At 72.6% G+C, this 23509-nt stretch carries 13 protein-coding genes; 8 read left to right on the top strand and 5 right to left on the bottom strand.

Going from position 1 to position 23509, the window contains the following annotated elements:
* Positions 1–104 precede the first annotated feature (104 nt).
* The 7 genes from AQJ27_RS30800 to AQJ27_RS30770 all read left to right on the top strand — a co-directional run bounded on the left by AQJ27_RS30800 (position 105) and on the right by AQJ27_RS30770 (position 16825).
* On the top strand, positions 105–3614 hold the full coding sequence (locus tag AQJ27_RS30800) for a tubulin-like doman-containing protein (RefSeq protein ID WP_067375683.1): 3510 nt from the start codon (positions 105–107) through the stop codon (positions 3612–3614).
* A complete protein-coding gene (locus AQJ27_RS30795; protein ID WP_067375681.1) occupies positions 3611–6214 on the top strand; it encodes a hypothetical protein in 2604 nt (867 codons plus the stop codon). Before AQJ27_RS30800 ends, AQJ27_RS30795 begins: the two co-directional genes overlap by 4 nt.
* Before the next feature lie 58 nt (positions 6215–6272).
* A complete protein-coding gene (locus AQJ27_RS30790) occupies positions 6273–8408 on the top strand; it encodes a protein kinase family protein (RefSeq protein ID WP_235613779.1) in 2136 nt (711 codons plus the stop codon).
* Positions 8405–10612, top strand: coding sequence for a hypothetical protein (locus AQJ27_RS56530; protein WP_159064425.1), 2208 nt, complete (start codon positions 8405–8407; stop codon positions 10610–10612). Before AQJ27_RS30790 ends, AQJ27_RS56530 begins: the two co-directional genes overlap by 4 nt.
* Before the next feature lie 73 nt (positions 10613–10685).
* A complete protein-coding gene (locus tag AQJ27_RS30780; RefSeq protein WP_079065375.1) occupies positions 10686–13403 on the top strand; it encodes a SpoIIE family protein phosphatase in 2718 nt (905 codons plus the stop codon).
* 232 nt (positions 13404–13635) lie between these two features.
* A complete protein-coding gene (rsgA, locus tag AQJ27_RS30775) occupies positions 13636–14790 on the top strand; it encodes a ribosome small subunit-dependent GTPase A (RefSeq protein WP_067375979.1) in 1155 nt (384 codons plus the stop codon).
* 667 nt (positions 14791–15457) lie between these two features.
* Positions 15458–16825, top strand: coding sequence for a bifunctional transcriptional activator/DNA repair enzyme AdaA (locus AQJ27_RS30770; protein ID WP_067375677.1), 1368 nt, complete (start codon positions 15458–15460; stop codon positions 16823–16825).
* Positions 16826–16850: 25 nt separating this feature from the next.
* On the opposite strand, the gene AQJ27_RS30765 is transcribed toward AQJ27_RS30770, so the two are convergent.
* Both AQJ27_RS30765 and AQJ27_RS30760 read right to left on the bottom strand, forming a co-directional pair.
* Positions 16851–17591, bottom strand: coding sequence for a Type 1 glutamine amidotransferase-like domain-containing protein (locus AQJ27_RS30765; protein WP_067375675.1), 741 nt, complete (start codon positions 17589–17591; stop codon positions 16851–16853).
* A 36-nt stretch (positions 17592–17627) separates the two neighbouring features.
* Positions 17628–17996 carry a PPOX class F420-dependent oxidoreductase gene (locus AQJ27_RS30760; RefSeq protein WP_067375673.1) on the bottom strand — a complete coding sequence of 123 codons (369 nt, stop codon included), beginning with the start codon at positions 17994–17996 and terminating at the stop codon, positions 17628–17630.
* A 196-nt stretch (positions 17997–18192) separates the two neighbouring features.
* Between AQJ27_RS30760 and AQJ27_RS30755 the strand changes: the two genes are divergently transcribed.
* Entirely contained in the window at positions 18193–19446 is a 1254-nt protein-coding gene (locus AQJ27_RS30755) for an SGNH/GDSL hydrolase family protein (protein ID WP_067375671.1), read from the top strand.
* On the opposite strand, the gene AQJ27_RS30750 is transcribed toward AQJ27_RS30755, so the two are convergent.
* The 3 genes from AQJ27_RS30750 to AQJ27_RS30740 all read right to left on the bottom strand — a co-directional run bounded on the left by AQJ27_RS30750 (position 19443) and on the right by AQJ27_RS30740 (position 23439).
* A complete protein-coding gene (locus AQJ27_RS30750; protein WP_067375669.1) occupies positions 19443–21755 on the bottom strand; it encodes a glycosyl hydrolase family 95 catalytic domain-containing protein in 2313 nt (770 codons plus the stop codon). The two genes, AQJ27_RS30755 and AQJ27_RS30750, sit on opposite strands and share 4 nt — an antisense overlap.
* 184 nt (positions 21756–21939) lie before the next feature.
* Positions 21940–22422: a DUF456 domain-containing protein gene (locus tag AQJ27_RS30745; RefSeq protein WP_067375667.1), complete on the bottom strand. Its 483-nt coding sequence runs from the start codon at positions 22420–22422 to the stop codon at positions 21940–21942.
* 36 nt (positions 22423–22458) lie between these two features.
* A complete protein-coding gene (locus AQJ27_RS30740) occupies positions 22459–23439 on the bottom strand; it encodes a TrmB family transcriptional regulator (protein WP_067375665.1) in 981 nt (326 codons plus the stop codon).
* Positions 23440–23509 lie beyond the last annotated feature (70 nt).

Genomic DNA, 23509 nt, shown 5'->3' with positions numbered 1-23509 from the left:
CCCCCGCGCACCGCACCGCGGTCCGGCCGCCGTGCCGCGCGCACTCCACGGACGTACCGAGCACGAACCGGCCGCCGCGACGGCCGCAAGCGGGGAGGAAACCCATGAAGATCTTCCAGCCGATGCTCTTCGTCGGCCTGGGCGGCACCGGTGGCCTGGTCGGCGCCGAACTGGAACGCAAACTGCGCGCCGAGCTGTGCGGGCCGGACGGCGTCGCGCTCAGCCACCTCAGCGGACACGCCCCCTACCAGTTGCCCGACTGCCTCCAGTTCGTCTACGCGGACTACAGCGAGTCCGACCTCCAGCGGCTGCCCCAGTTCAACGTGGACCCCTCGCTGCGGGCCGCGTACTCCCGTACCTCACGGGCCACCCACAACCTGCTGCCGAACTTCGACGCGTCACCCGAACTGACCAAGATGCTCCGGGCGAGCCTGCGCGACGAGGTCGCCGACTGGCTGCCGCCGCGCGTCGACGAACCGAAGGTCACCCCGCTGCACAACGGCGCGGGCCAACTGCCCACCGTCGGACGGGCCGCCCTGTTCGCCACGCTCCGGCACAGCCTCGCCCCGGTCCTGGAGCCGCTGCTCCAGGCGATCGACGCGATCGCCAAGTCGGCAGGTGAACTGGCCGAGCTGGGCGGCGGCAAGGTCAACGGCTGCGACGTGTTCGTCGCGTTCTCGGTGGCCGGAGGCACCGGCGCCGGGATCTTCCTGGACTATCTGCACCTCATCAACCACGCCTTCCAGCTGCGCCGCTTCGACGGGGTGAAGATCTACCCGCTGGTCGTCATGCCGTCCTCGTTCTCCTCGGCGGGCGGCGGCGGACGGGAGGCGGAACTCAACGCGGCCCGCGCGCTGGTCGACCTGTTCCGGCTGGTCGACGCGCAGAACGCGCCGAGCGAGGGAACGGAGATCGGCGACCTGGACCTCGACCTCGACTCCGGGCTCGGCATCCGCTACCCGGGCACCACACCGATCCGGCTGCGCAGCGGCATCCTGCCCACCGCCTTCCTGTTCAGCCCGACCGCCGGCATCCGCCAGGACGACCTGCGCCGCTCCATCGTCTCCCTGGTGATGTCGCTGATCGGCACCGAACTGGGCGACAGCCGCCCCAGGGGCCGGGCGACGGCGACCGACGACGACTTCCAGACCTTCGCCGCCAGCTTCATCAACCGGGGTGTGCACCGCAGCGCCGTGTCCCCCACCGGCATCGGCCGGCAGGGCGTCTCCACCAGCCTGGTGGCGTCCATGACCGCCCCCATGGACCAACTGGCCGACCTGGTGGCCGGCCGACTGCTGCGGGAGGCGGTCACCGACCTCGTGGAGCGGCCCCGTACCGCGCTGCGCGACAACGCGGTGCCGCTGATCCGGCAGCTGTTCGCCGACTCCCACCTCGAAGAGCTGTGGGAACGAGCCCAGTTGGCCGTCCCGGAACCCGATCCGCTGCCGCGCGGCGGCAAGGCCATCGAGCAGGCGCTCGGCGAACGGGTCGCGGACATGCAGCGCCTGCTGTCCGACCTCCAGTCCCTCGCCGACCGCCAGGCCGCCTCGATGGCCGACCGTTTCGCCCCGCGCCCCGCCATCGACAAACTCCTCCAGACCGTGGACCCCTTCCTCGCCGAACGCATCGTCAGAGGCGTCCCCGGCAGCGACGAGGCGATCGCCCGGATCGGCTTCCTCGGCATGCTCGACAGCCGCTCCCGCGCCCCCCAGCGCCCGCCGGGCGTGACCGATCAGCCGCCCAAGACGCCCAGGATCAAGGGGCGGCTGGCCGGTATGTCACCGGCCCGTTGGGGCGACGACGACGTACAGGCGGCGCTCCAGGAGCAGGACCTCTGGTACCAGTGGCGCAGCCGGACCGTGTGGCACGAGGCCTGGCGGGAACAGCAGCAGCAGTGGCAGCCCCCGGCGGCCACCGCCGGGGCCGACCTCGGACGCCTGGTCAACGCCTTCCGCAAACACTCCGACCAGGAACGCAAGATCTCCGCGCAGAAGGGCCTCGAACTGTACGAGGACCGCACCGGGATCTCGTATCTGCTGCCGCCGCAGCGCACCCTCAACCACTTCTACGAGGACGTGGTCACCCGGCTGATCCGCCGGGAGGGAATGCGCGAGAACGACGACGAGGCCGCGCTCCTGCTCAGGATGATCGACGGGGACATCTGGCGCGAGGTCCACACCCTCAGCCGCCGCAATCCGGACAACGCGGTCGCGGTCGTCAAGGCACAGCTGGAGGGCCGCATCACCCGGCTGTTCGCGGAGAGCGGCGAACACCTGGAGGAACGCCCGCTGCTGCCGGCCATGGGCACCCTGCTGGCCGCCGCGGCGGGCGACGCGGACGCCGCCGACCAGGTCAGCAAGGAGGCGCTCGACCTGTTCGGCCGCAAGCTGACCGGGCTGCTGCCGGTGGGCTTCACCCCGGAGGGCACCGGACCGCTGCGGGTCCTGGTCACCCACCCGCGCGTGCAGGCCGTGGAGGAGGTGCAGGAGTACCTCGGCAAGGCGCTGCGGCTGCCGTCCGACGCCAAGAACTCCGTGGAGTACCGGGGAGTGGAGAGCGACTCCGTCACCGTGGTCCTCTTCCGCAGCGAGATGAGCCTCACCCAGGTCCCCGAGGCCCGCAAGGTGCTGCGTCAGTGGGCCAGGGCGAAGGACTCCGAGCAGGCCCAGGACGTGCTGCGCTGGCGGCAGCGGCTCGGCTACCGGGACAGCTGGATGGTCAGCAGCGAGGAGGACCGCCGCGTCATCCTGCACCGGCTGCTGTGCTGCATGTGGAACGGCCAGGTCGACGTGGTGGACGGCGACCCGTCGTCGCCGGAACGGCTGAGGCTGCGGCTGTTCCCCGAGAAGGGCGCCCATGTGCCCGGCGTCCGGCTGCGGCTGGGGGACTTCCCCGGCGGGGTGTCGAGCTGGGCGGAGCTGCTGCGCAGTTACGAACGCTGGACCGTCCTCGACGACGAACGGACCGTGGAGGAGTACTGCAGTCAACTGATGGGGGCTCAGCCGCTGGGTCTGGCCAGGAGCGTGAGCGAACCGCATCCGCTCTTCGTCGAACTCGTCGAGAAGACCGCCCCGCGTCAGCTGGAGCTGCTGGCCGAGCGACGGGAGCGCGGCGGCGAGCGGGTCGAGGGATGGGTGCGCCCGCTGTGGGAGTTCTGGGCGAAGACACTGCCGGCCGCGCTGGACACCGAGTTCGGGGACCAGCGCGCCGTCCAGCCGACGCTGCGCACGCTGCTGGAGCACGTACGCGGCGGAACTCCCGCGCCGCGCGTCCGCAAGGAGTTCCCCGAACCCGGGCGTGCCGTGCCCGATGACGACGACTGGGGCACCGCACCGCGCGCCTCCTTCGACAAGTACCCGAGCGGCACGGAGGAACGCTCTCGCCGCGCGTCCGTGGACGACTACGACGACGGGTACGACGCCGACCGCGGTGATCGGAGTGACCGCGTTGATCGGAGTGATCGCGGTGATCGGGGCGACCGCGTCAACGGGCGCTCCGGCGGCGCCGACCGGCCGTCCGTGCCCTGGGACGAACCCGGTGACCCCGGCCCGTACGGCGACGACGGCGAGCGCGAACGCCCCCGCCGCAACCCCTGGGACGGTGACCCGGAGTGAAGACGTCCGAAGACCTCGGCACCGTCATCCAGCTGGACCTGCGCAGCGGCGCGGCGGAACTCGACACGGCCAAGGCCCTGCGGGCCGGAGTCGCCCGGCAGTTGGGCAGGGCCGGGCTGCCCGAACCCGACGACCCGCTGTTCCTGGTGGTCGACACCCCGGCCGGGCTGACCGACCACCAGCGGCAGTACGAACTGCTCACCGCCTACCGGGCCGTGGGCGAGGTCAGGATCCTGGTCCTGCTGGTGGGCAGCGCACCCGGTTCGTACGCGGGCGAGGACGAGGCCTTCCAGCCCGACCGGCGCCTGGTACGGCCCGCGGTGCTGCGGGCCTCGGGCACCGCCCTGCTGTGGGCGGGCGATCTGCGCTCCGCGCGCACGGCCCTGGAACAGCCCGAGCCCGACGCCCCGGAGGCGCTCGCCGTCCTGGTGGACGTGCTGTCGGTCCCGGACGTCTACCTGAAGGTCCTCGACGGCCTCGGGGCGCTGCCCGACGCCGTCGCCGCGCCCGGCGTGCGGCTGCTGGAGCAGGACCTGCCGCTGGAGGTGCGCGACCGGGCCTGGCGCGACGCGCTCCTCAGGTTCGCGGGCGAGGACACCGAACTCGCCCCCGACCTGCTGGTGACCGCCTCCTCCGGCGCCGATCTGCCGGAGCCGCTGCGGAGCCTGGTGGCGGGCCGGGGCGGCCGCGACCAACGGCACCGGGAGCCGGGCGGCGTGGCGGACAGCACCTACGCCGCCTGCGCAGGGGCCCTCGACTACGCCGAGGACGCGCTGGCCGGACTGCGCTCCCTGCCCGGGCTGTTGTGGGCCTCCCGCAGGCAGGCGTTCGAGACGGACCTCGACCAGGCGCACCAGGCGCTCGGCGAGTACCGGGACCTCGTCGGCACGGCCCTGCGCGGCGGCGGCTCCGGTACGGCGCCGTCCGCCGCCGAGACGGCGGCCCGGCTCGGGGCCCTCGGCCTGCGGGTGCCCTCGGCCGAGGGCATGGGGGAGCGGATCGGCGAGGGCCTGCGGGAGTTCGCCGGAAAGCTGCTGGGACAGGGGCTCGCCCTGCGGTCCGTGGCCCAGCGCTTCACCGGACTGGCCGGGCGGGTGGAGCCCGTACCGGGTTCGGCACTGGTGCGCAAACTCGCCGAGCACTCCACCGAAGCGGTGTCCCGGCGGCCCGCCGTGGGCAACGGCCCCGTGGCCACGGGGCGCGGCGCGCTGCCCGCGGCGGCCGTGGCGGGGCTGCTCGGGGCCCTGTGGCGGGGGCCCCTGGCGGTGCTGGCGATCGCCGTCCCGCTGGTGTTCGTCGCGGTGGCGCTGCTCGGCGCGTCCAGGCTGCGGGGCGCGGGACGCCCGGCCCGCTGGGGCTGGGGTCCCCGGGCCGCGGCACTCGGTGGCGCCGCGGCCGGTGTGGCGGTGGCGTACGCGGTCGGGCCCCCGCTCTGGCTGAGCGCCGTCGGTCTCCTGGTGGGCCTCGGTGTCGCGGTGGAGACGGCACGCCGGCTGTGGCGCGCCGCGATCGACTCCTGGGCGGCCTTCCACGCCACCGCCGCGCTGCGCAAGGCCCTGGCCGGGCTCGACGCGCTGCTGGCCGAGGCGGTCCGTGAACACTGGGCCGTCGAGGAGCGCCTGCACTGCGCCGACGCCGCCCGGTCCGTCGCCGGCATGCTGCGGGCGACGGCCGCCGCCGCGGCCGCCGAGGCGGTGCCCGAGCCCGAGCGGCCCACGGTCACCGGCGCGCTCGGTCCCGAGCCGCTCGACGCGGACGACTGGCTGGCCAGTACCTCGGTCCTGGAGACGGACGCGTTCGCGGTGCCCGACGACGGGGACAGCGACTGGGCGAGCGCGTACGCCTGGCAGGACGGGGCTTCCTGGAGCGAGCCCGGCGAGCCCGGCGGGCAGGGCGAGTCCGCGGGGCCCGCCGACCCGTGGGCGGACCGCACCGCGGGGGTTCCGCGCTGGCTGGACCGTGAGAACGGCGAGGGCGGACCGGAGCTCGTCGCCGTCCTGGCCGGTGATCTGACGGACGCCGCCATGGTGGCGATGGAGCCCTACTGGGGTGCCGTCGAGCGCGGCCAGGCCGGTGCCCTCGCCGTCCGGCGCACCGAGGAACGGGTCCGCGACCTGCTCTCGACGGCCCGCCGCCACCTCCAGCACAACGGAGTACTGGCCCCACCCCCGTTCGCCGCCGACCACCGCACCCGGGCAGGCTCGGCGAACCTGCTGGGCACCGACCCGCGCCGGGTGGCCGACCTGGTCGGCATGGAGGCGGACCGGCAGGCCGTGGTCCAACTCTCCTCACCCGAGCAGGGAACGCTGCTCAGCCGGGACCCGGCGGCCGCGGTGTGGATCAGGTTCGCGCCGGAGGCCGTGCGCGACGAGGTCGAGAAGACCTGGCGGACCACCGGCTGCGTACCGCCGGAGCAGACGCTGTGGACCTCGTCGGGACGCTACGCCGGCCTGGTCCGGCTCACCCCGCTGCGGATGGGCGTGGTGGACACCGTCCGCTCCCGCCAGAACTCCCCGGCGGACGGCCTCCACCCGTACGACAGCGAGGACGCGTACGGCCGCGAGAACGCGTACGACCGTGAGGACGGCGACAGCTGGTGACCCGCACCCCGCATCCCGGCCCGGCGCACCCGTACGACCGAGAGGACGGCAACCGCTGGTGACCAGCACCTCGCACCCCCGCCTGACGGAGCCGGACGGTCCGCGCTGGAAGACGCTCGCGTTCACCGTCCCCTCGGGCCGGCGCCGGGTCGCCCCCGTCCGCTTCGGCCCCGAGTCCCGCCGCGATCCGCTGCTGCCCCAGCTGATCCGCAACGGACTGCTCGACGACGAGGGGCAGCAGTGTGTCCAGGTCCGCCTGAACGCCGCCGACGCGGCGAACCCGGCCGCGCGCGCCCTGCTCGACGCGGAGGCGGGCACCGCCCTGCACCTGCACCGGGCGCTCGACGACACGGAGTACACGGCGCTCTTCCCGAGGATCGTCGGCTACGAACTGGACGCGGCCGAGCCGTTCCTGCTGTACGCCGCGCCACGCGGCGCCGCCCTCGCGCGTACCCATGTGATGTCCGCGACCGACCAACGGGTCCTCACCCGCGACCTGATGCTCGCCCTGTGCCTGCTGGACAGCCAGGAACTGGTGCTGCGGGGCATCTCACCCGCCACCGTGCTCTGGGACGGCGCCTCGGTCCAGCTCTGGGGACTGGAGGGGGCGGCCCGTACCGGACGGCCGAGGACCCGGTGGGGCCGGGCGCCCTACTGCTCGCCCGAACAGCGCAGGGGCGAGGGGCTCGTCGACCCCCGGGACGCGGTGTGGAGCGCCGCCCAGGTGCTCTACCAGCTGGTGACCGGCCGGCCAGGCCCCGGTGACCGGGCACCCACCGACCTCGGCGAACACCGGGTGCTCGCCGAGACGTTGCGGGGCGCCTTCGCCCCGCTGGCGGCCGACCGGCCGACCCCCGCCCAACTGCTCGACCTGCTGGCGCCGGGGGCCGCCCGGCGCGTCACGCTCACCGTGCCCGCCGACGAGACCCGCGCGCACCGGGAGGCGTTCGAGCAGGCGCTGCTCCTCAAACGGCAGGCACCCGTCACCCACCAGGGGCCCGGGACACCGGCCGGGCGCAGCAGCGACGGCCAGGTGCTGTGCCCGTACTGCCTGGAGAACATCCAGCTCGACCTCGCCCAGCTCTTCGTCACCGACAGCAGGATGCAGTACAAGCCGCTGGACGTCTCGACGATCGGCAACGCCCTGCGCCGCCAGGACGTCATGCGCGGTGCCGTCCAGAAGTGCACCGCGGACCGGGACTTCCCCGAGCACTTCATCCCGGTGCCCTACCTCACCTACGGCCGCCCGCTGACCGTCGCGATGGTCGGCCAGTCGTCCACCGGCAAGAGCCATCTGCTGACCCAGATGATCGCGGAGATCACCGACGGCGGCCTGGAGCCGTTCGGCCTGAAGTGGCAGTCCGTCAACCCTGAGCAGCACGCGCGGTTCGTACGCGAACGGGTGCAGCCGCTGCGCAACGGCAAGGTCCTCGACCACACCGGCGCCCTGGGCCTGGACGGCTTCGCGCGTTTCGTGGAGTCCCTCCTCATCACCGACGTCCACGGGCAGGTACGTCCGGTCGCCTTCTTCGACCTCGGCGGCGAGGACCTCGTACGGACCGACGCCGCGCTGCGCTTCCTGCTCGGGATCGACGCCCTGATCTTCGTCGTCGACCCGGCGCTGGCCCTTCCGCTGCCACACCTGGACCACGCCAGGGAACGCTGGGGTGTCGAGGTGAACCGGGACGGTGACCTCGCCTTCGGCACCGTCCTCGACCGGCTGCCGAAGAACGGACCGTATCTGGACGTGGCCGCCGCGATGGTGCTCGGCAAGGCGGACCTCCTGCGGTTCCAGCCGCCCGTCGACCGGTGGCTCGGCCGGGCACCGGCCACCTCCCTCGACCCCGAACGGACGCGTGAGGAGAGCCGGGACGTGTACGGGCTGCTGCGGCAGCACGCCGGTGCGGCCTGGCTGCGTCCCTTCGACGCGATCCGCCGGTGCACCCTGCATGTCGCGTCGGCCACCGGCGGCCAGGAGGACCAGGGCCGCTATCCGGCGGGGGCGGGGCCCCGACGGGTGCTGGAGCCGCTGCTCGCGCTGCTGGCGCTGCACGGGATGGTCGAAGTGCCGGGCGGCGCGGAGGCGTTCGCCGTGGGAGAGGCGCCCGCGTTCGAGGCGGTGCCGTCGGGGAGGGCCGGAGGAACCGGGGGAGCGGTGGGAGCTGTGGGATCCGCGCGAGGTGAGGCGAAGTGAGCGACTTCCAGGATCGAGTGAGCGACTTCCGGGATCGCAGGAGTCCGGCCGCCCACGGGGACCAGGCCGGCGCGCAGGGGCCGGGCGGTGGCGGCGCCGGGGGCTCGGTGCACCAGGTCGTCTTCCGGTGGGACGGCAACCAGGGCCGCCAGGGCACCGGCATGAAGGCCGTCGCCCACTCCTGCCCGGCCGAACGCGCCGAGGAACTGGGCCGGGAACTGGGTCCGCTGCTGTGGGTGTCCGGTGCGGCCGCCGCACGGCAGAGCGTCGTACGCACCGTGTCCCAGGACGGCGACGTCATGCTCGTCCAGCGCTGGCCCACCACCGACCGCGGCGGCCGGCCCAGCACGATCAGCCATGTCCTGATCGGTGACCCCGCAACCCTGAAGACCCGCCAGTGCCTCGGCCTCTCCTACGGCGGCTGGGGCAGCCGGGAGTCCGCCGAGAAGGCCTCCGGACGCCTGCGCGTGATCGAGTGCGCCCAGCTCGACGCGGTGGCACGCAAGCGGCTCCCGGCCATGCTGGAACTGCTGCCGGCGGTCAAGCACGCGCTGATCCTGGTCGCCGCGGAGTGGCTGCGCGATCCGGCGCAGCGGGTGTCGCTGCTCGCGGAGGAGAAGGGGCAGCCCGGCTGGCCGGACCAGGATGCCGTGCCGGTGGCGTATCTGGGGCTGTTCCTGCTCTTCGGGCGCTGGCTGGGGCAGGAGTGGACGTTCGCCACCCACGACACGGTGGACACCCATCAGCTGCGTCTGATGTGCGTCCCGCGCTGGGAGCCGGACGCGGGCGGGGCCGGTCCGCTGGCCCGGGTCACGGGCCGTCGGGTCACCCCCCGGTTCGAGCACAAGGCGGCCGCCCGACTGGTGGACCACCTTCTCGACCACCACCTCGCGCACCCCGACGCGGCCGCCGGGGTGCCCCAGCTGGTCGATGAGCTCGCCGACGGCGCGGGGCTGGAGTGGGCGCGGCGGCGCGTCCTGCTGAACGAGATCCTCAGCACCGACCGCCGAACCGGCCCGCGCACCGACGCGCAGGCGCCCCACTCTCCGGAACCGGGCCCGATCGGGGACGGGAACGGGAACGGGCACGGGAACGGGCACGGGGATGGGGATGGGAAGGGGGACGGGAACGAGGACAAGGAGCGGGCCGAGACGACGCCCCCGCCGCGGCCCCCGAAGCCGGACGCGTACCCCGACCCGTACCTCGACCCACACCCGGATGCGTACTCGGACCCGCATCCGGACTCGTATACCGACCGGCATCCGGACTCGTATCCCGATCCGTATCCGGACTCGTACGCCGACCCGTATCCGGACACCTACGCGGCCCCGGCACCCGAGGACTCTCCCCCCATGGCCCCTCCGCGGCCGCTGCGGACGCCGGGCCAGGCGCCGGTCCGGACTCCCGCCCACGAGGAGTACGGGCTCCACGAGGACCTCCGTGACCATCGGCGCGCGAACCACAGGCAACGCGGCCTCCTGGCGGCGCGTCTGCACACCCTGCCCGACGAGTTGCTCCTGGGCGAGCTGCGCTCCGCCGACCTGCCACCGGAGTCCGTGGAACTCCTGCTCGACGAGCTGGGGAACGACCGCCGTGTCCAGGAGCGCCGACCGCAGATGCGGCACGACCTGTGCGCGGAGGTGCTCCACAACGGCCTGTACTTCACGCCGTACGGACAGGGACCGGAACCCGTTTCCAGGACGGCCATGGTCAGCCGGGCCGCCGACCTCTTCACCTGGGCCGTCGCCCCGCTGGCCCGGGAAGAACGTTATCTGCGCGATCTGCGTGAGCTGCTCCACCGTATGACCCGGGACAGCCACCCCACCGGGGGCAACTGGCTCCGCCAGAGCATCATCGCCCCGCCGAACGGCCAGGTCCCCGACCTGCCGCCGGTCCTGTGGCAGCAGATCCTGCGCGACGTGCTCAGCCGGGGCGAGCGAGCCCCCTCCGTCCCCCAGTCGCCCTCCGTCCCCCAGCAGCCCTCCGTCTCCCAGTCGCCCTCCGCCCCGCAGCCGCCCCCCGCCTCCCAGTCGCCCTACATCGTCCCGGCCCCCACGACGGCCCCGGAACCCTCCTCCACCCCGCCGAGACCCCCCACGCTCACGTCCCGGCTCTCCGACCTGACGAACAACCCGGGTTGTGTGATGGGAGTCGGCTTCGCGGTGATCGCCGTGCTCCTCACCATCGTCCTGATCGCTTTGTGAGCGCAGGCCCACCCGCGCGTCACCGCGAGGGTGGGCCATGGCCGCTCGGGATCACCAGTGCTAGAAAGGTCACATGGCGAATCGTTTCGCCGGTTCTCGACGCTTTTCACTCAGGCCACTGGTCAGCAGGAGCCCGCGAAGCGTAGCCGGGCAGGTGTTCGTACTTCAGGTGGCCCTGATCGTGCTGCTCGTGGCCTGTGGCGTGTTCGCCCTTGCCCTGCAGTCGGAGCGGGACACCACCGCCGAGGCCAAGCGCCGCTCCGTGGCCACGGCGGAGACCTTCGCGCACGCTCCCGGGGTCGTGGCGGCACTGCGGACCCCCGACCCGAGCAAGATCCTCCAGCCGGCCACCGAGGCGGCCCGCAAGGCCGCCGGGGTCGACTTCATCGTGGTCATGAACACCAAGGGCATCCGCTACACCCACCCCATACCGGGCTTGATCGGAAAGCGGTTCGTGGGCACCATCGGGCCGTCGCTGGCGGGGAAGGTCTACACGGAGAGCGTCCACGGCCCGCTCGGCCACGAGGTACAGGCCACCGTCCCCATCAAGAACACCGCGGACAAGGTGGTGGGCCTGGTGTCGGCCGGTCTGAAGGTCAAGAACGTGACCAGCGAGGTGAACCGGCAACTACCGATCATCCTGGGCGCCGGGGCCGGGGCACTCGTGGTGTCCACCGGGGTGACGTCACTGGTGGTCAGGCGGCTGCGACGGCAGACCCACAGCCTGGCCCCGGACGAGATGACCCGCATGTACGACCACCACGACACGGTGCTGCACTCCGTACGCGAAGGAGTGCTCATCGTCGCCGGCGACGGGCGGCTGCTGCTGGCGAACGACGAGGCCAGACGGCTGCTGGAGCTGCCCCCCGACGCCGAGGGACGACTCGTGTCGCAGCTGTCGAACCTCGAACCCGAGATGGTGGAGCTGCTCGTCTCCGGGCGCGAGGCCACCGACGAGGTGCACTTCGCCGGGGAGCGGCTGCTCGCGGTCAACCAGCGGCCCACGGGGCGTGACGGAGGCGTCGAGGGAACGGTGGTGACGCTGCGCGACTCCACCGAGCTCCAGGCGGTCACCGGCAGGGCAGAGGTCGCGCGGGAGCGGCTCAAGCTGCTGTACGACGCCGGACTCGGCGTCGGCACCACCCTGGACGTGCGGTGTACCGCCGACGAGCTGGCACGGGTCGCCGTCCCCCGCTTCGCCGACTTCGTCACCGTCGACCTGGCCGACGCCGTGCTGCACGGCGAGGAGCCGGCCCCCACGGCCACGGACCTGCGACGCATCGCCGTGTGCGGCCTGCGGAACGACCATCCGCTCTACGAAAGGGGCCGACTGATCGACTTCGTGCCCTCCACGCCCCAGGCGCGCGGCTACGGCAGCGGCCGCTCCGAACTGGTGACGGACCTGTCGACCGCCACGGGCTGGCACGCGCAGGACCCGGAGCGCACCAAGGAGATCATCGACTACGGCATCCACTCCCTCATCGCCGCCCCGATCCAGGCCGGCGGTGTCGTGCTGGGCGTGGCCAACTTCTGGCGCGCCAAGCAGCACGAGCCCTTCGACGAGGAGGAGCTGTCGCTGGCGGAGGAACTGGTGGCCCGTGCCGCGGTCAGCATCGACAACGCCCGCCGCTACACCCGCGAGCACGCGCTGGCGGTCACCCTCCAGCGCAGCCTGCTGCCGCGGGCCCTGCCCGAGCAGAGCGCCCTCGACGTCGGCTACCGCTACCTGCCCGCCCAGTCGGGCGTGAGCGGGGACTGGTTCGACGTGATTCCCCTGCCGGGGAGCCGGGTGGCGCTGGCCGTCGGCGACGTGGTCGGCCACGGGCTGCACGCCGCCGCCACGATGGGACGGCTGCGGACCGCGGTGCACAACTTCTCCACCCTCGACCTGCCCCCCGACGAGCTGCTGAGCCATCTGGACGACCTGGTCGGCCGGATCGACCAGGACGAGCGGGACACGGACGCCGCCGCGGGCGTCGTGGGCGCCACCTGCCTGTACGCGATCTACGACCCCGTGACGCGCTGCTGTGTCATGGCACGTGCGGGGCACCTGGCGCCCGCGCTGGTCCACCCCGACGGAACCGTCACCTTCGTGGACGTGCCGACGGGGCCTCCCCTCGGCCTGGGCGGCCTGCCGTTCCAGACCGCCGAACTGGACATCGAGGAGGGCGCCCAGCTCGTGCTGTACACCGACGGCCTCATCGAGGACCGCAGGCGCGACCTGGACGTGGGCATGGAACTGCTCCGCGAGGCACTGGCGGGGCACCCCGACCGGTCGCCGGAGGAGAGCTGCCAGGCCGTGCTGGACGAACTGCTGCCAGGCCGCCCCAAGGACGACGTCGCCCTGCTCATCGCCCGCACCCAGGGGCTGCCGCCCGACCGGATCGCCGACTGGGACGTGCCGCTCGACCCGGCGGCCGTCGCCGGGATGCGCGAGACCGTGTCCCAGAAGCTCGACGAGTGGGGCCTGTCCGAGCTCGGCTTCAGCATGGAACTCATCCTGAGCGAGCTCATCACCAACGCCATCCGCTACGGCTCCGAGCCGATCCACGTACGGCTGATCTACGACCGTACGCTCATCTGCGAGGTGGCCGACAGCAGCAGCACCTCGCCGCATCTGCGGTACGCGGCGACCATGGACGAGGGAGGCCGGGGCCTGTTCCTGGTGTCGCAGATGGCCGAGCGCTGGGGCACCCGGTACACCCCCCAGGGCAAGGTGATCTGGGCCGAACAGGCACTGCCGCGGACCACCGGCCAGCCCGGCCCGGGACGGCTGTCGGGTGCGCCGTAAATCGATGGCGTCGTGGTCCGCGTACCTCTAGAGTCGGAACCGTTCGAGCGGCGACCTCGGGTTGCCGCGGGTGATTTGACTTGTTCGGGAGGTGTGACCGATGGCTGTCGTTGAGATGGGCGCTGCCCGCATCCGGAAGTTCATCAAGTCCACCCCCGTGGTCTCCGGCTGACCTCTCTCTTCCCGCGCCAGTGAGCGCGGTGCCGGGGCCACCCTTGTGAAGGGTCACCCCTTGTCTTTCTCCTCCTTTCAGCTCCCTGCTTCGCATCCTCTCGCCCTGTACGGCTGGGATACGGACTGGGAGGCCGAGTTCGCCCCGTACGCGGAGCAGGGTCTGCTGCCCGGCCGTGTCGTACGGGTCGACCGTGGTCTGTGCGATGTCGTCACTCCGGCAGGCGTCATCCGTGCCGATACCGAGTTCGTTGTGCCCCGTGACCCGATGAAGGTCGTGTGTACGGGTGACTGGGTCGCCGTCGACCCCGAAGGTGACGATCCGCGGTATGTGCGGACGCTGTTGCCTCGCCGCACCGCCTTCGTACGCTCGACCTCGTCCAAGCGTTCCGAGGGCCAGGTGCTGGCCACCAACATCGATTACGTCGTCATCTGTGTGTCGCTCGCGCTTGAACTGGACCTCGGGCGCATCGAGCGGTTCCTCGCGCTCGCGATGTCCTGCTCCAGTGGTGAGGCACTGCTGCATAAGTCGGCACTCTCCTGGGAGTCCGGTGCGCAGCCCCTGGTCGTCCTCACCAAGGCCGACCTCGTGCCCGACGCGGCGACGCTCGGACACCTCGTCCAGGACGTCGAGAAGACGGCGCCCGGGGTCCCGGTGCTGCCGGTCAGCTCCAGCGCCGGGGAGGGGCTGGACGTACTCGCGGCGGTGCTGTCGGGCGGTACGTCCGTCCTCCTCGGACAGTCCGGCGCCGGCAAGTCGACCCTTGCCAACGTGCTGATCGGCGAGGACGTGATGGACGTACGGGCCGCGCGTGACGTGGACGGCAAGGGCCGCCACACCACGACGACCCGCAACCTTCTCGCCCTCCCCGGCGGGGGTGTCCTCATCGACACGCCCGGACTGCGCGGGGTCGGCCTCTGGGACGCCGAGACCGGCGTCGGCCAGGTCTTCTCCGAGATCGAGGAACTCGCCGCCGACTGTCGCTTCCACGACTGCGCGCACGAAGCGGAGCCCGGCTGCGCGGTGCTCGCCGCCCTCGACTCCGGGGTCCTTCCCGAACGCCGCCTCGCCAGTTATCGCAAGCTGCTGCGGGAGAACCAGCGGATCGTCGCGAAGACGGATGCGCGGGTGCGGGCGGAGATTCGGCGGGACTGGAAGCGGAAGGGGGCGGAGGGGAGGGCGGCGATGGACGCCAAACGGGGTCGTTGGCACTGAGCCCACACGGAACGGCGTTCCGGGGCTGCGCCCCAGGCCCCCTGCGTGTGTTCTTCGACTGCGGGCGGGAGGGGGCCGATCGCGCAGTTCCCCGCGCCCCTGGGGGTGGGGCTACGCCCCCCGTCCCCCTTCGCCCGAAGTTCTTTGGCTGACGGCCGGTGGGGGCCGATCGCGCAGTTCCCCGCGCCCCTGAGGCGGGGGCTTCGCCCCGCATCCCCCGCCCGCCCGGTTCGTTTGGCTGCGGGTCGGTGGGGGTTGGTCGCGCAGTTCCCCGCGCCCCCAAGGCGGGGGCTTCGCCCCGCATCCCCCGCCTGTCCGGTTCGTTTGGCTGCGGGTCGGTGGGGGTTGGTCGCGCAGTTCCCCGCGCCCCTGAGGGGGCGCTGCGCACATCTTCAGCCCGTCCGGCGTTTGAGGACGAGGCCGTTCAGGCCGATGCGGGGGTCTGGGGCGGAGCCCCATGGGGGTGCAGGGGGCGGAGCCCCGCGGGGGTTCGGGGGCTTGGTCCCGTGGGGGGGCGGGGGCCTGGGCCCCGGTGGGGTTGGAGGGGCGGAGCCCCTGGGGATGGGTTGGGTAGGGGCGGCGGGGGCGGGAGCAGGGGTTGGGTTGAGGGCTGTGTCTGAAAGCCGCCGGTCGAGGGGGTGGGCGGCGGCGCAGACTGGTGGGTGTGATGGACGCGGAGACCAGGTACGAGGCGGTGCGGAGCAGGGACGCCCGGTTTGACGGGGAGTTCTTCTTCGCGGTGGAGACGACCGGGATCTACTGCCGGCCCAGCTGCCCGGCGGTGACGCCGAAGCGGCAGAACGTGCGGTACTACACGACGGCCGCCGCGGCGCAGAGCTCCGGCTTCCGAGCCTGCCGCAGATGCCGCCCGGACGCCGTCCCCGGCTCCGCGGAGTGGAACGTGCGGGCCGACGTCGTAGGCCGCGCCATGCGACTCATCGGGGACGGCGTGGTCGACCGGGAGGGGGTCGGAGGGCTCGCCGTCCGGCTCGGGTACAGCGCCCGCCAGGTGCAGCGGCAGCTCACCGCGGAGGTCGGCGCGGGCCCCGTCGCCCTCGCCCGCGCCCAGCGCGCCCACACCGCCCGTGTCCTGCTCCAGACCACCGGCCTGCCGATCACGGAGATCGCGTTCGCGGCCGGTTTCGCCAGCGTCCGGCAGTTCAACGACACGATCCGCGCGGTGTACGCCTCGACGCCGAGCGAACTGCGCGCGGCCGTCGCACCACGGGGCGGGACCGGAGCCCGGCGCACCGTCACCCCCACCGCCGGGATCCCGCTGCGTCTCGCCCACCGGGGCCCGTACCAGTCCACCGCCGTCTTCGACCTGCTCGCCCGCGAGGCGGTCCCGGGGGTGGAGGACATCGACGGCACCCCCGGCCGTCGTACGTACCGCCGCACCCTCCGCCTCCCGTACGGCACCGGAATCGTCGCGGTGGACGAACGCTCGCGCGGCTGGCTCGACGCCCGGCTCCACCTCACCGACCTGCGCGACCTCACCACCGCCGTCCAACGCCTGCGCCGGCTGTTCGACCTCGACGCCGACCCGTACGCCGTCGACGAGCGGCTGGGCGCCGATCCCCGGCTGGCCCCGCTGGTCGCCGCGCGCCCCGGCCTGCGCTCGCCGGGTGCCGCCGATCCGGACGAGCTCGCCGTGCGCGCACTGGTGGGGCGGGCGGAGGCCGAGCGGCTGGTGCGGCGGTACGGGAAGGCGCTGGACGCCCCGAGCGGCACGCTCACCCATGTGTTCCCGGAGCCGGCCGTCCTCGCGGAGGCCGAGCCGGACGGCCCCCTCGGCGCGCTCACCACCGCCCTCGCCGACGGCACCCTGCGGCTGGACGCGGGCGCGGAGCGCGACGAGGCGCAGGAGGCGCTGCTGGCGTTGCCGGGGCTGGACGGCCGTACCGCCGCCGAAATCCGTACGCGCGCGCTCGGCGACCCCGACGTGGTGCCGCCGGGGGTGGATGTGCCGGACGCGTGGCGCCCGTGGCGCTCGTACGCCGTTCAACACCTCAGGGCGGCCGGGGAGTTGGAGTGAAGCTCCCGGACCGCCGTCGGGAAGGTCAGTGTCGCGGCGCCGGGAGCAGGCGCGGTTCCAGACGCTCCTCGACCGCCCGGTCCCCCTCCCGCCGGACGACGTACGCCCCCTTGCCCGGTGTCTCGCTGACGGTCTCGACGAGTTCGGTGCCGCGGTAGACCAGGCCCACGCCGTCGTCGGTGCAGTGGCTGAGCGGCAGCGTGCCCTCGGCGACGAGCCGGTGGACCAGGGGGCGGCGGCCGGGGTCGGTGTCGTAGTGGACGCCGTTGCCGTACGGCAGGAAGCCGAGACCGTCGGTGAGCGGGCGCAGCTCGGGGCCGAAGGAGTCGGTGGTGCCGCCCTGGAACCAGCAGATCGATCCGGCGCTCACCCCGCTGAGGACGACCCCGGCCTGCCACGCGCGACGCAGGATCGCGTCCAGTCCGTGCACGCGCCATACGGCGAGCAGGTTCGCCACCGAACCGCCCATCACCCACACCACGTCCTGCTCCAGCACCGCCGCCTCGATGTCATCGAAGTTGGGCATGGGGAAGAGGCGCAGCGGCGTCAGGTCGAAGCCCGCCACGCGAGCCGCCTCGCTCATCCGGGCGGCGAAGTGCTCGGCGTCGCCGATCGCGGTACCGACGTACATGACCCGGGGTCGGCGCCCGTGCACGCCCGACAGTTCGACGGCGTGGTGGACGAGCGCGTCGAAGGTCAGCCAGGTGCGGCCGCCGACGCGGTGACCACCCGACGTGGCCAGGACGGTGGGTTCCGTGGCGGTCATGGTCGGTGACCCTACCAAGCGCCGCCGGGGCTACGGTCAGTCCTCCAGACCCCAGCTGTGGATACGCCGGGGACGGATACGGATCAGCTCCTCGCTGAAGTGCGGCCCCAAGTCGTGGGGGCCGGTGAGGAGTTCGGCCTCCCCCCGGATGTCGATGCCGCGCACCTTCCACGGCTGGTGGCTGACGATGTCGTCGACGACGAGCGCCACCTTCGGGTTCTCGCGCAGGTTGCGCCACTTCTTCGTGGTGCCCATCGCGTAACCGCCGATCAGGATCGTCCCGTCGTCCTGCGGGAAGAAACCGACGGGGTTCGCCTGCGGCTGCCCGTGGGCGTCGACGGTGGCCAGCCGGCCCAGCCGCTGTGTGGTGAGGTAGGCGCGTTCCTTCTCGCTGAATTCGGTCATGGACGCAGCCAAACACGCCCGTGCGCGGACCGCATCGGGTCCTGGTCCTAGGTCTCCCGCCCCAAAGCGGTTCGGACGTCGCTCTGTTCGGGACGATCGAACGATAGGTCCTACGAATCAGTGGTGCGGGTGAGTGGGCACGGCCAACGGTGTGACCTTTCGTTGACCGCCCCCAGGGGCAGGGAAGCGATACCGCATGACCCGCGTGATCAAGGCTCGCCATCTCTTCACCGCCCTGGTGACCGTCCTGGCGCTCGTCCCGCCGGCCGCGAGCGCCGATGCGGGGTCCACCCCCCTCACCGGCCACGGTCACGGCCACGACAACGACCAGGCCCGCTGGACCGGCACCTGGGAGAGCGCCCCTTCCGGAACCGCCCCCGCCCTGCCGGGCGCCTCGATCCGCAACGTCGTGCACACCAGCGTCGGCGGCAGCGCCGCCCGCGTCCGCGTCTCCAACCGGCTCGGCACCGCGCCCCTCCAACTCGACGCCGTCACGGTCGCGTTGCAGGAGTGGGGCAGGCCCATGAGCCCGAACGCCGCGCCGGGGTCGCTGCGCGTCGCCACGTTCGCCGGCCGCCGATCCGTGACGGTCCCCGTGGGGCAGGACATGGTCAGCGACCCCGTCGACCTCCCGATCCCCGCCGACGCCAACCTCCTGATCTCGGTCCACACCCCCGCCGACTCCGGCCCGGCGACCTACCACCGCTCCGCATTCCAGGCCAACTTCCTGGCCCGCGAAGGGGACCGGACCGCCGACGAGCCCGGCACCGCGTACACCGTCACCCTCGACAACTGGTACTACGTGACCGGCGTCGACGTACTCGGCGCTCCCGCCGCGGGCAGCGTGGTCGCGCTCGGGGACTCCCTCACCGACGGCACCGGCTCGACGTCCAGCGCCAACCGCCGCTGGCCCGACCTGCTCGCCGCCCGTCTCCGCGCGCTCCCCGCGCACCGCCGGCTCGGTGTCCTCAACGCGGGGATCTCCGGAAACCGCCTCCTGCTGGGGAGCGGCGGCCCGAGCGCCCTGACCCGCCTCGACGCCGACGCGCTCTCCCGCGCCGGGGTGCGCGCGGTGATCGTGCTGGAGGGCATCAACGACATCAAGGGCACGCCCGAGCAGAAGGATCCCCTCGCCATCGAGGACGCATACCGCCGGATCGTGGAGCGCGCGCACGCCCGCGGGATCCGGGTCGTCGGTGCCACGATCACCCCGTACGGCGGGTACAGCGCCTATACGGAGTCCCGCGAGGCGGTGCGGCTGACGGTCAACGCCTTCATCCGCAACGCCGATCTCTTCGACGCAGTCGTGGACTTCGACGCCGTCGTCCGTGACCCGGCCGACCCGCACCGCATCCTTCCCGCCTACGACCCCGGCGACCATCTCCACTTCAACGACACGGGAATGCAGGCGCTGGCCGACAACATCGACCTGGACACGCTCCTTCTCTAGGCGGGCAGCCCCCACCGGGGAGCGTCCGCGTTCGGCCGTACCGGCGTGACGGTGAGGTCCGGGCGGTCGCCCTTGGCGGTGATGAGCGCAGAGTCGCCGCGGCGCAGGGTGACCTGGATCGTCCCGTCGCCCACCGTCTCGTACCGCAGCGGCCGTCCTCGCCCGTCCCGCACGTCGATCGCGCCCGCGATGCCGTGCCGTACGACGCAGGGCGCGCCCGCCTCGCTGACCAGCCGGACCCAGCGGGTCACGCCGCCCTTCCGTACCGCGCTGAGCAGAAAGGCGCCCTGGGTGCGGAAGTCGTGGACCGTCAGGTCCGCCCAGTCGGCGGGCAGGGCGGGGAAGACCCGGACGACGCCGCCCCAGGACTGGCAGACCATGTCGTGCAGGGACTGGGCGGCCGACAGCGGGGTCTCGATGACCGGGCCCGACTCCTTGTACATGGTGTTGGGCTGGATGAAGCGGGTCATGAGCTGACCGAGGTACTTGAGAGCGTCCTCGCCCTTGCCGAGCAGCGCGGACATCGAGGCGGCGCCCGTGAAGGTGTAGCCCTGGAGGGCGCCCTCGAAGCCCACCCAGTGCGCCAACGACTTCTCGATCAGGGCCAGTTCGTCGGGGGTGCGGCCGGTCAGCTCGTACAGCGGGTACACCGCGAGCAGATGCGAGTAGTGCCGGTGCGACTTCGCGAAGGGGATGTCCGCGCCGATCATGAAGCCGTTCGCGTCGGTCGGGTACGGCACCCGCCTGGTCAGTACCTCGCGCCAGCGCGGCGCCAACTCGTCTTCGATGCCGAGGAGTTCGGCCGACTCCAGCAGGGTGCGGCAGCCCCAGGTCAGCAGCATCAGGTCGTAGTTGCAGTCGCGCGAGTTGCCGCCGTACTCGGGGGAGAAGGTGGCGGGCAGGTGCAACTTCCCGTCCGTGCCCGGCTCCAGGAAGTGCAGGTAGTAGTTGATCGCCTTGCGCAGCAGGGGGAAGAGGACGTCCCGCAGGATCGACTCGTCCATGGTGTGGCGGTAGCTGAGCCAGACGTTGTGCAGGGCCCAGGTGAGGTTGCCGACCTCGGGAGTGGGCGGGTCCTGGCCGGGGATGCCGACGCCGTAGCCGGTGAGGGTCCCCGCCGCGCCGTTGACGAGCTGCGGGTCCGTCGTGCGCGGGATGCCGAGCGAGTCGGCGCGGTACCGGTCCGACACCTCCTTCGAGAGGTTGCCCCGGAACTCGCTTAACGCCCGGGTCACTGCGTCGAGTTCGAGATGGTTCGAGCCGTGGATCAGCCAGTACTCCAGCTGGACGTTGAGGTTCCACCAGGTGTTGGGCCAGGGTGTGGACTCCAGCCAGGGGCCGCTGGTCGCCATGACGGGCGCGTCCCGCCGGGCCGCCGACGCCGTCTTGTAGAGCTGGATCCAGTAGAAGCGCTGGATGCGCGCGTCGGGGAGGGAGAGGAAGCTCTTCCGGTAGTAGGCGTGCCACCAGGCGCGATGGGTTCCGGCCAGCAGGTCGTACGGCAGCGCCGAAGCCCCGCGCACGGTGGCGAGCGCCCGGCCCAGCGCCGTGGACTTGGGATACGAGTGCGCGACATGCGCGTACAGGCATCGTGTTCTGCCCCGCGTCCGCTCCCGCCACGCGGTCACATGCTGTCCACCCGAGAGCAGGGGCTGTACGGCGGTGGAGACGCCGTCGTGTGTGGCGACCTCGGCGGGTGGGTTGCCCTGGTAGCCGTCCGGGAGGGGCTTGAAGGCGGCGCGCGGGCTGATCGCGTCCGCCGGGTGGAAGACCCAGCGGAAGTCGCGCTCGCCCTCGCTGGGGGTCACCTCGACGGCGAGGACCGAGCGGGAGTTGTGCACCAGCGCGCGGAGCGTGAGCGTGCCCTTGTCCGTGGTGAGCGTGCCGGTCAGTTCGGCGTCGCGCAGGCCGAGCCGCCAGTCCAGGCCCGTGATCGCGCCGACCGGTTCCAGCGTGAACCAGCCGATGGGCAGCCGGGCGAGGCCGAAGAGGGAGCCGAACTCGGGGCGGTGGTCCTGCACCTGCGAGTGCTGGACGTTGAAGCGCACGGCCGAGAAGGAACCGGTCTCCGCGCCCGGTTCGGCGTAGATCCCGGAGCCGAGGAAGCCGTTGCCGAGGTACGGGCCCTCGTACCAGGTCTTCGGCATCCGCTGCCAGACCAGATCGGCGTCGTCGAGGACGCTGCGCCAGGGGTCGGAGGTGTCCGCGTGCTCGGCCGCCCGGGCCTGGGCGGGCAGGCCTCCGGCGAGCAGGGTGCCGCCGAGGGCGGATCCGGTGGCGAGGACGGTACGTCTGGACGGGCTGGGCATGCGGGTGCCTCCAGGCGGCTCTAGCGACTGCACTTCGGGTGATTCGTCGATTCATCGGAGCTATCCCGCGATGCAACGTAGAGAAGTGGCTGGAGCCCGTCAATATGAAGGGAGAGATCCGATGTGTTGGCTCCGTTGGCTCCGCTGGCTTCGTCCGAAGTGTTGGCTCCGCCGGCAGCGCTGGTCAGCCGCAGATCACCGTGGCCAGCCACGCGGCCGTGACCAGCAGGCAGGCGAACAGCTCCGTCAGGACGTTCCAGCCGCCCGACCGCATGACCGTCCCCACCGCCGCCTTCGCCGGTCCGTGCCCGCCCAGCCGCGTCCGCTCGTGGAGATAGATCCCGCCGAGGAAGCCAGGGACCGCGCCGACCACCGGCAGCAGAATGAAACCGAGCAGCGCCCCGACCCCGGCGTACACGCCCATGCGGGGAGTGGCGCCGGCCTCCCGGAGCCGTCGGGGCGGCAGCCCCCAGCGGATCGCCTGGGCCAGCACCAGGACCACGGTTGCGCCCACCAGCACGCCCCAGGTGAGGGCCCGTGGGTCGGTCAGGGCCCACCACAGGACCGCGGCCCAGACCAGCCACGACCCCGGCACGCCGGGCACCAGCACTCCGCACAGGCCGAGCACGATCACCACGCCGACCAGCAGGAGTTCCCACGCTCCCATCTGCCCAGGGTGACTGAGCGAGCGCGAAAGCGCAGGTCAGTCGCGGGCCACCCAGCCCCTCTCGTAGGCGTGCCAGCCCAGCTGGAGCCGGGTCGTGACGCCCGCCAGCTCCATCAGCCGCTTCACCCGGCGCTGTACGGTCCTCAGGCCCAGGTCGAGCTGTTTGGCGACGCTCGCGTCGGTCAGCCCGGCCAGCAGCAGGGAGAGGATCTCCAGGTCGGTGACGTCGGGGCCGTCCGGCTCCTGCTCCATGACACCCCGGCTGCCGAGGCGCAGCGGCAGCGCGTCCCGCCACACCGACTCGAACAGGCCCGACAGCAGTTCCAGGAGCCCGCTGGCGTGCACGACGAGGGCGGCGGGCTCCGCGGTGTGCGAGGTGAGGGGCACCATCGCGAGCGTCCGGTCGGCGATCACCAGCTTGGTCGGCACCTTGTCCACGACCCGTACCTGCTCGTCGCGGCTGAGCGCGGCGGACAGCTCGGTGAGGCCGGTGGGCTGGTCGAGGACGGCGCGTTCGAGCACCACGCGGTAGCCGACGCCCCGTCCCGCGGCCTGTTCCTCCGCGTCGTTGTCCATCCCGGAGACCACCATCGGGTTCCCGGTGACCAGCGCGCACACCTCCGTGGCCGCGCCGAGCTGGAGCTGGAGGAACCGCTGGGTGACCGCCGCCGCTCCGATCACCACCTCCACCAGGTCGTGCACGGCGGGTTCGGTGGCCTGGGCGCGGTACTCCTCGGCGAGTAGTGCGGCCGCCAGTTCCGCCTTCTCCAGCTCGTGCCGCTGCTGGGTGAGCAGTGCGCCGAGGGCGACGCCGGGCGGCGCCGCGACCCAGCGTCCGGGGCGGCCCGAGGACTGGGCCGCGAGACCGTGCCGCTCCAGTCGGCGCAGGGCGCGCTCGGTGTCGTGCTCGCCGAGCGTGAGCCGCCGCGCGAGGTCGGGCACGTCGGCGGCGCCCACGGACACCAGTGCCCGGTACGCCGACTCGTGCGTCTCGTCCAGACCTATCGCTCCCAGCATGCGGCGATGCCCTCCCCAAATCCCGTTCCGGCCGTGACCTGGCGGAAATCGGCCACGGCGCAAACCCGCC

Origin of the sequence: Streptomyces olivochromogenes, assembly GCF_001514115.1 — a bacterium.
In the GTDB taxonomy this organism is placed as follows: domain Bacteria; phylum Actinomycetota; class Actinomycetes; order Streptomycetales; family Streptomycetaceae; genus Streptomyces; species Streptomyces olivochromogenes.
The sequence above is the reverse complement of the archived record's forward strand: the minus strand, read 5'-3'. Positions and strand labels throughout refer to the sequence as shown.

Excerpts from the sequence above, each read along its gene's own strand:
- AQJ27_RS30800 (WP_067375683.1), top strand. The coding sequence starts at position 105 with ATGAAGATCTTCCAGCCGATGCTCTTCGTCGGCCTGGGCGGCACCGGT.
- AQJ27_RS30780 (WP_079065375.1), top strand. The coding sequence starts at position 10,686 with ATGGCGAATCGTTTCGCCGGTTCTCGACGCTTTTCACTCAGGCCACTG.
- AQJ27_RS30770 (WP_067375677.1), top strand. The coding sequence starts at position 15,458 with ATGGACGCGGAGACCAGGTACGAGGCGGTGCGGAGCAGGGACGCCCGG.
- AQJ27_RS30765 (WP_067375675.1), bottom strand. The coding sequence starts at position 17,591 with ATGACCGCCACGGAACCCACCGTCCTGGCCACGTCGGGTGGTCACCGC.
- AQJ27_RS30760 (WP_067375673.1), bottom strand. The coding sequence starts at position 17,996 with ATGACCGAATTCAGCGAGAAGGAACGCGCCTACCTCACCACACAGCGG.
- AQJ27_RS30755 (WP_067375671.1), top strand. The coding sequence starts at position 18,193 with ATGACCCGCGTGATCAAGGCTCGCCATCTCTTCACCGCCCTGGTGACC.
- AQJ27_RS30750 (WP_067375669.1), bottom strand. The coding sequence starts at position 21,755 with ATGCCCAGCCCGTCCAGACGTACCGTCCTCGCCACCGGATCCGCCCTC.
- AQJ27_RS30745 (WP_067375667.1), bottom strand. The coding sequence starts at position 22,422 with ATGGGAGCGTGGGAACTCCTGCTGGTCGGCGTGGTGATCGTGCTCGGC.
- AQJ27_RS30740 (WP_067375665.1), bottom strand. The coding sequence starts at position 23,439 with ATGCTGGGAGCGATAGGTCTGGACGAGACGCACGAGTCGGCGTACCGG.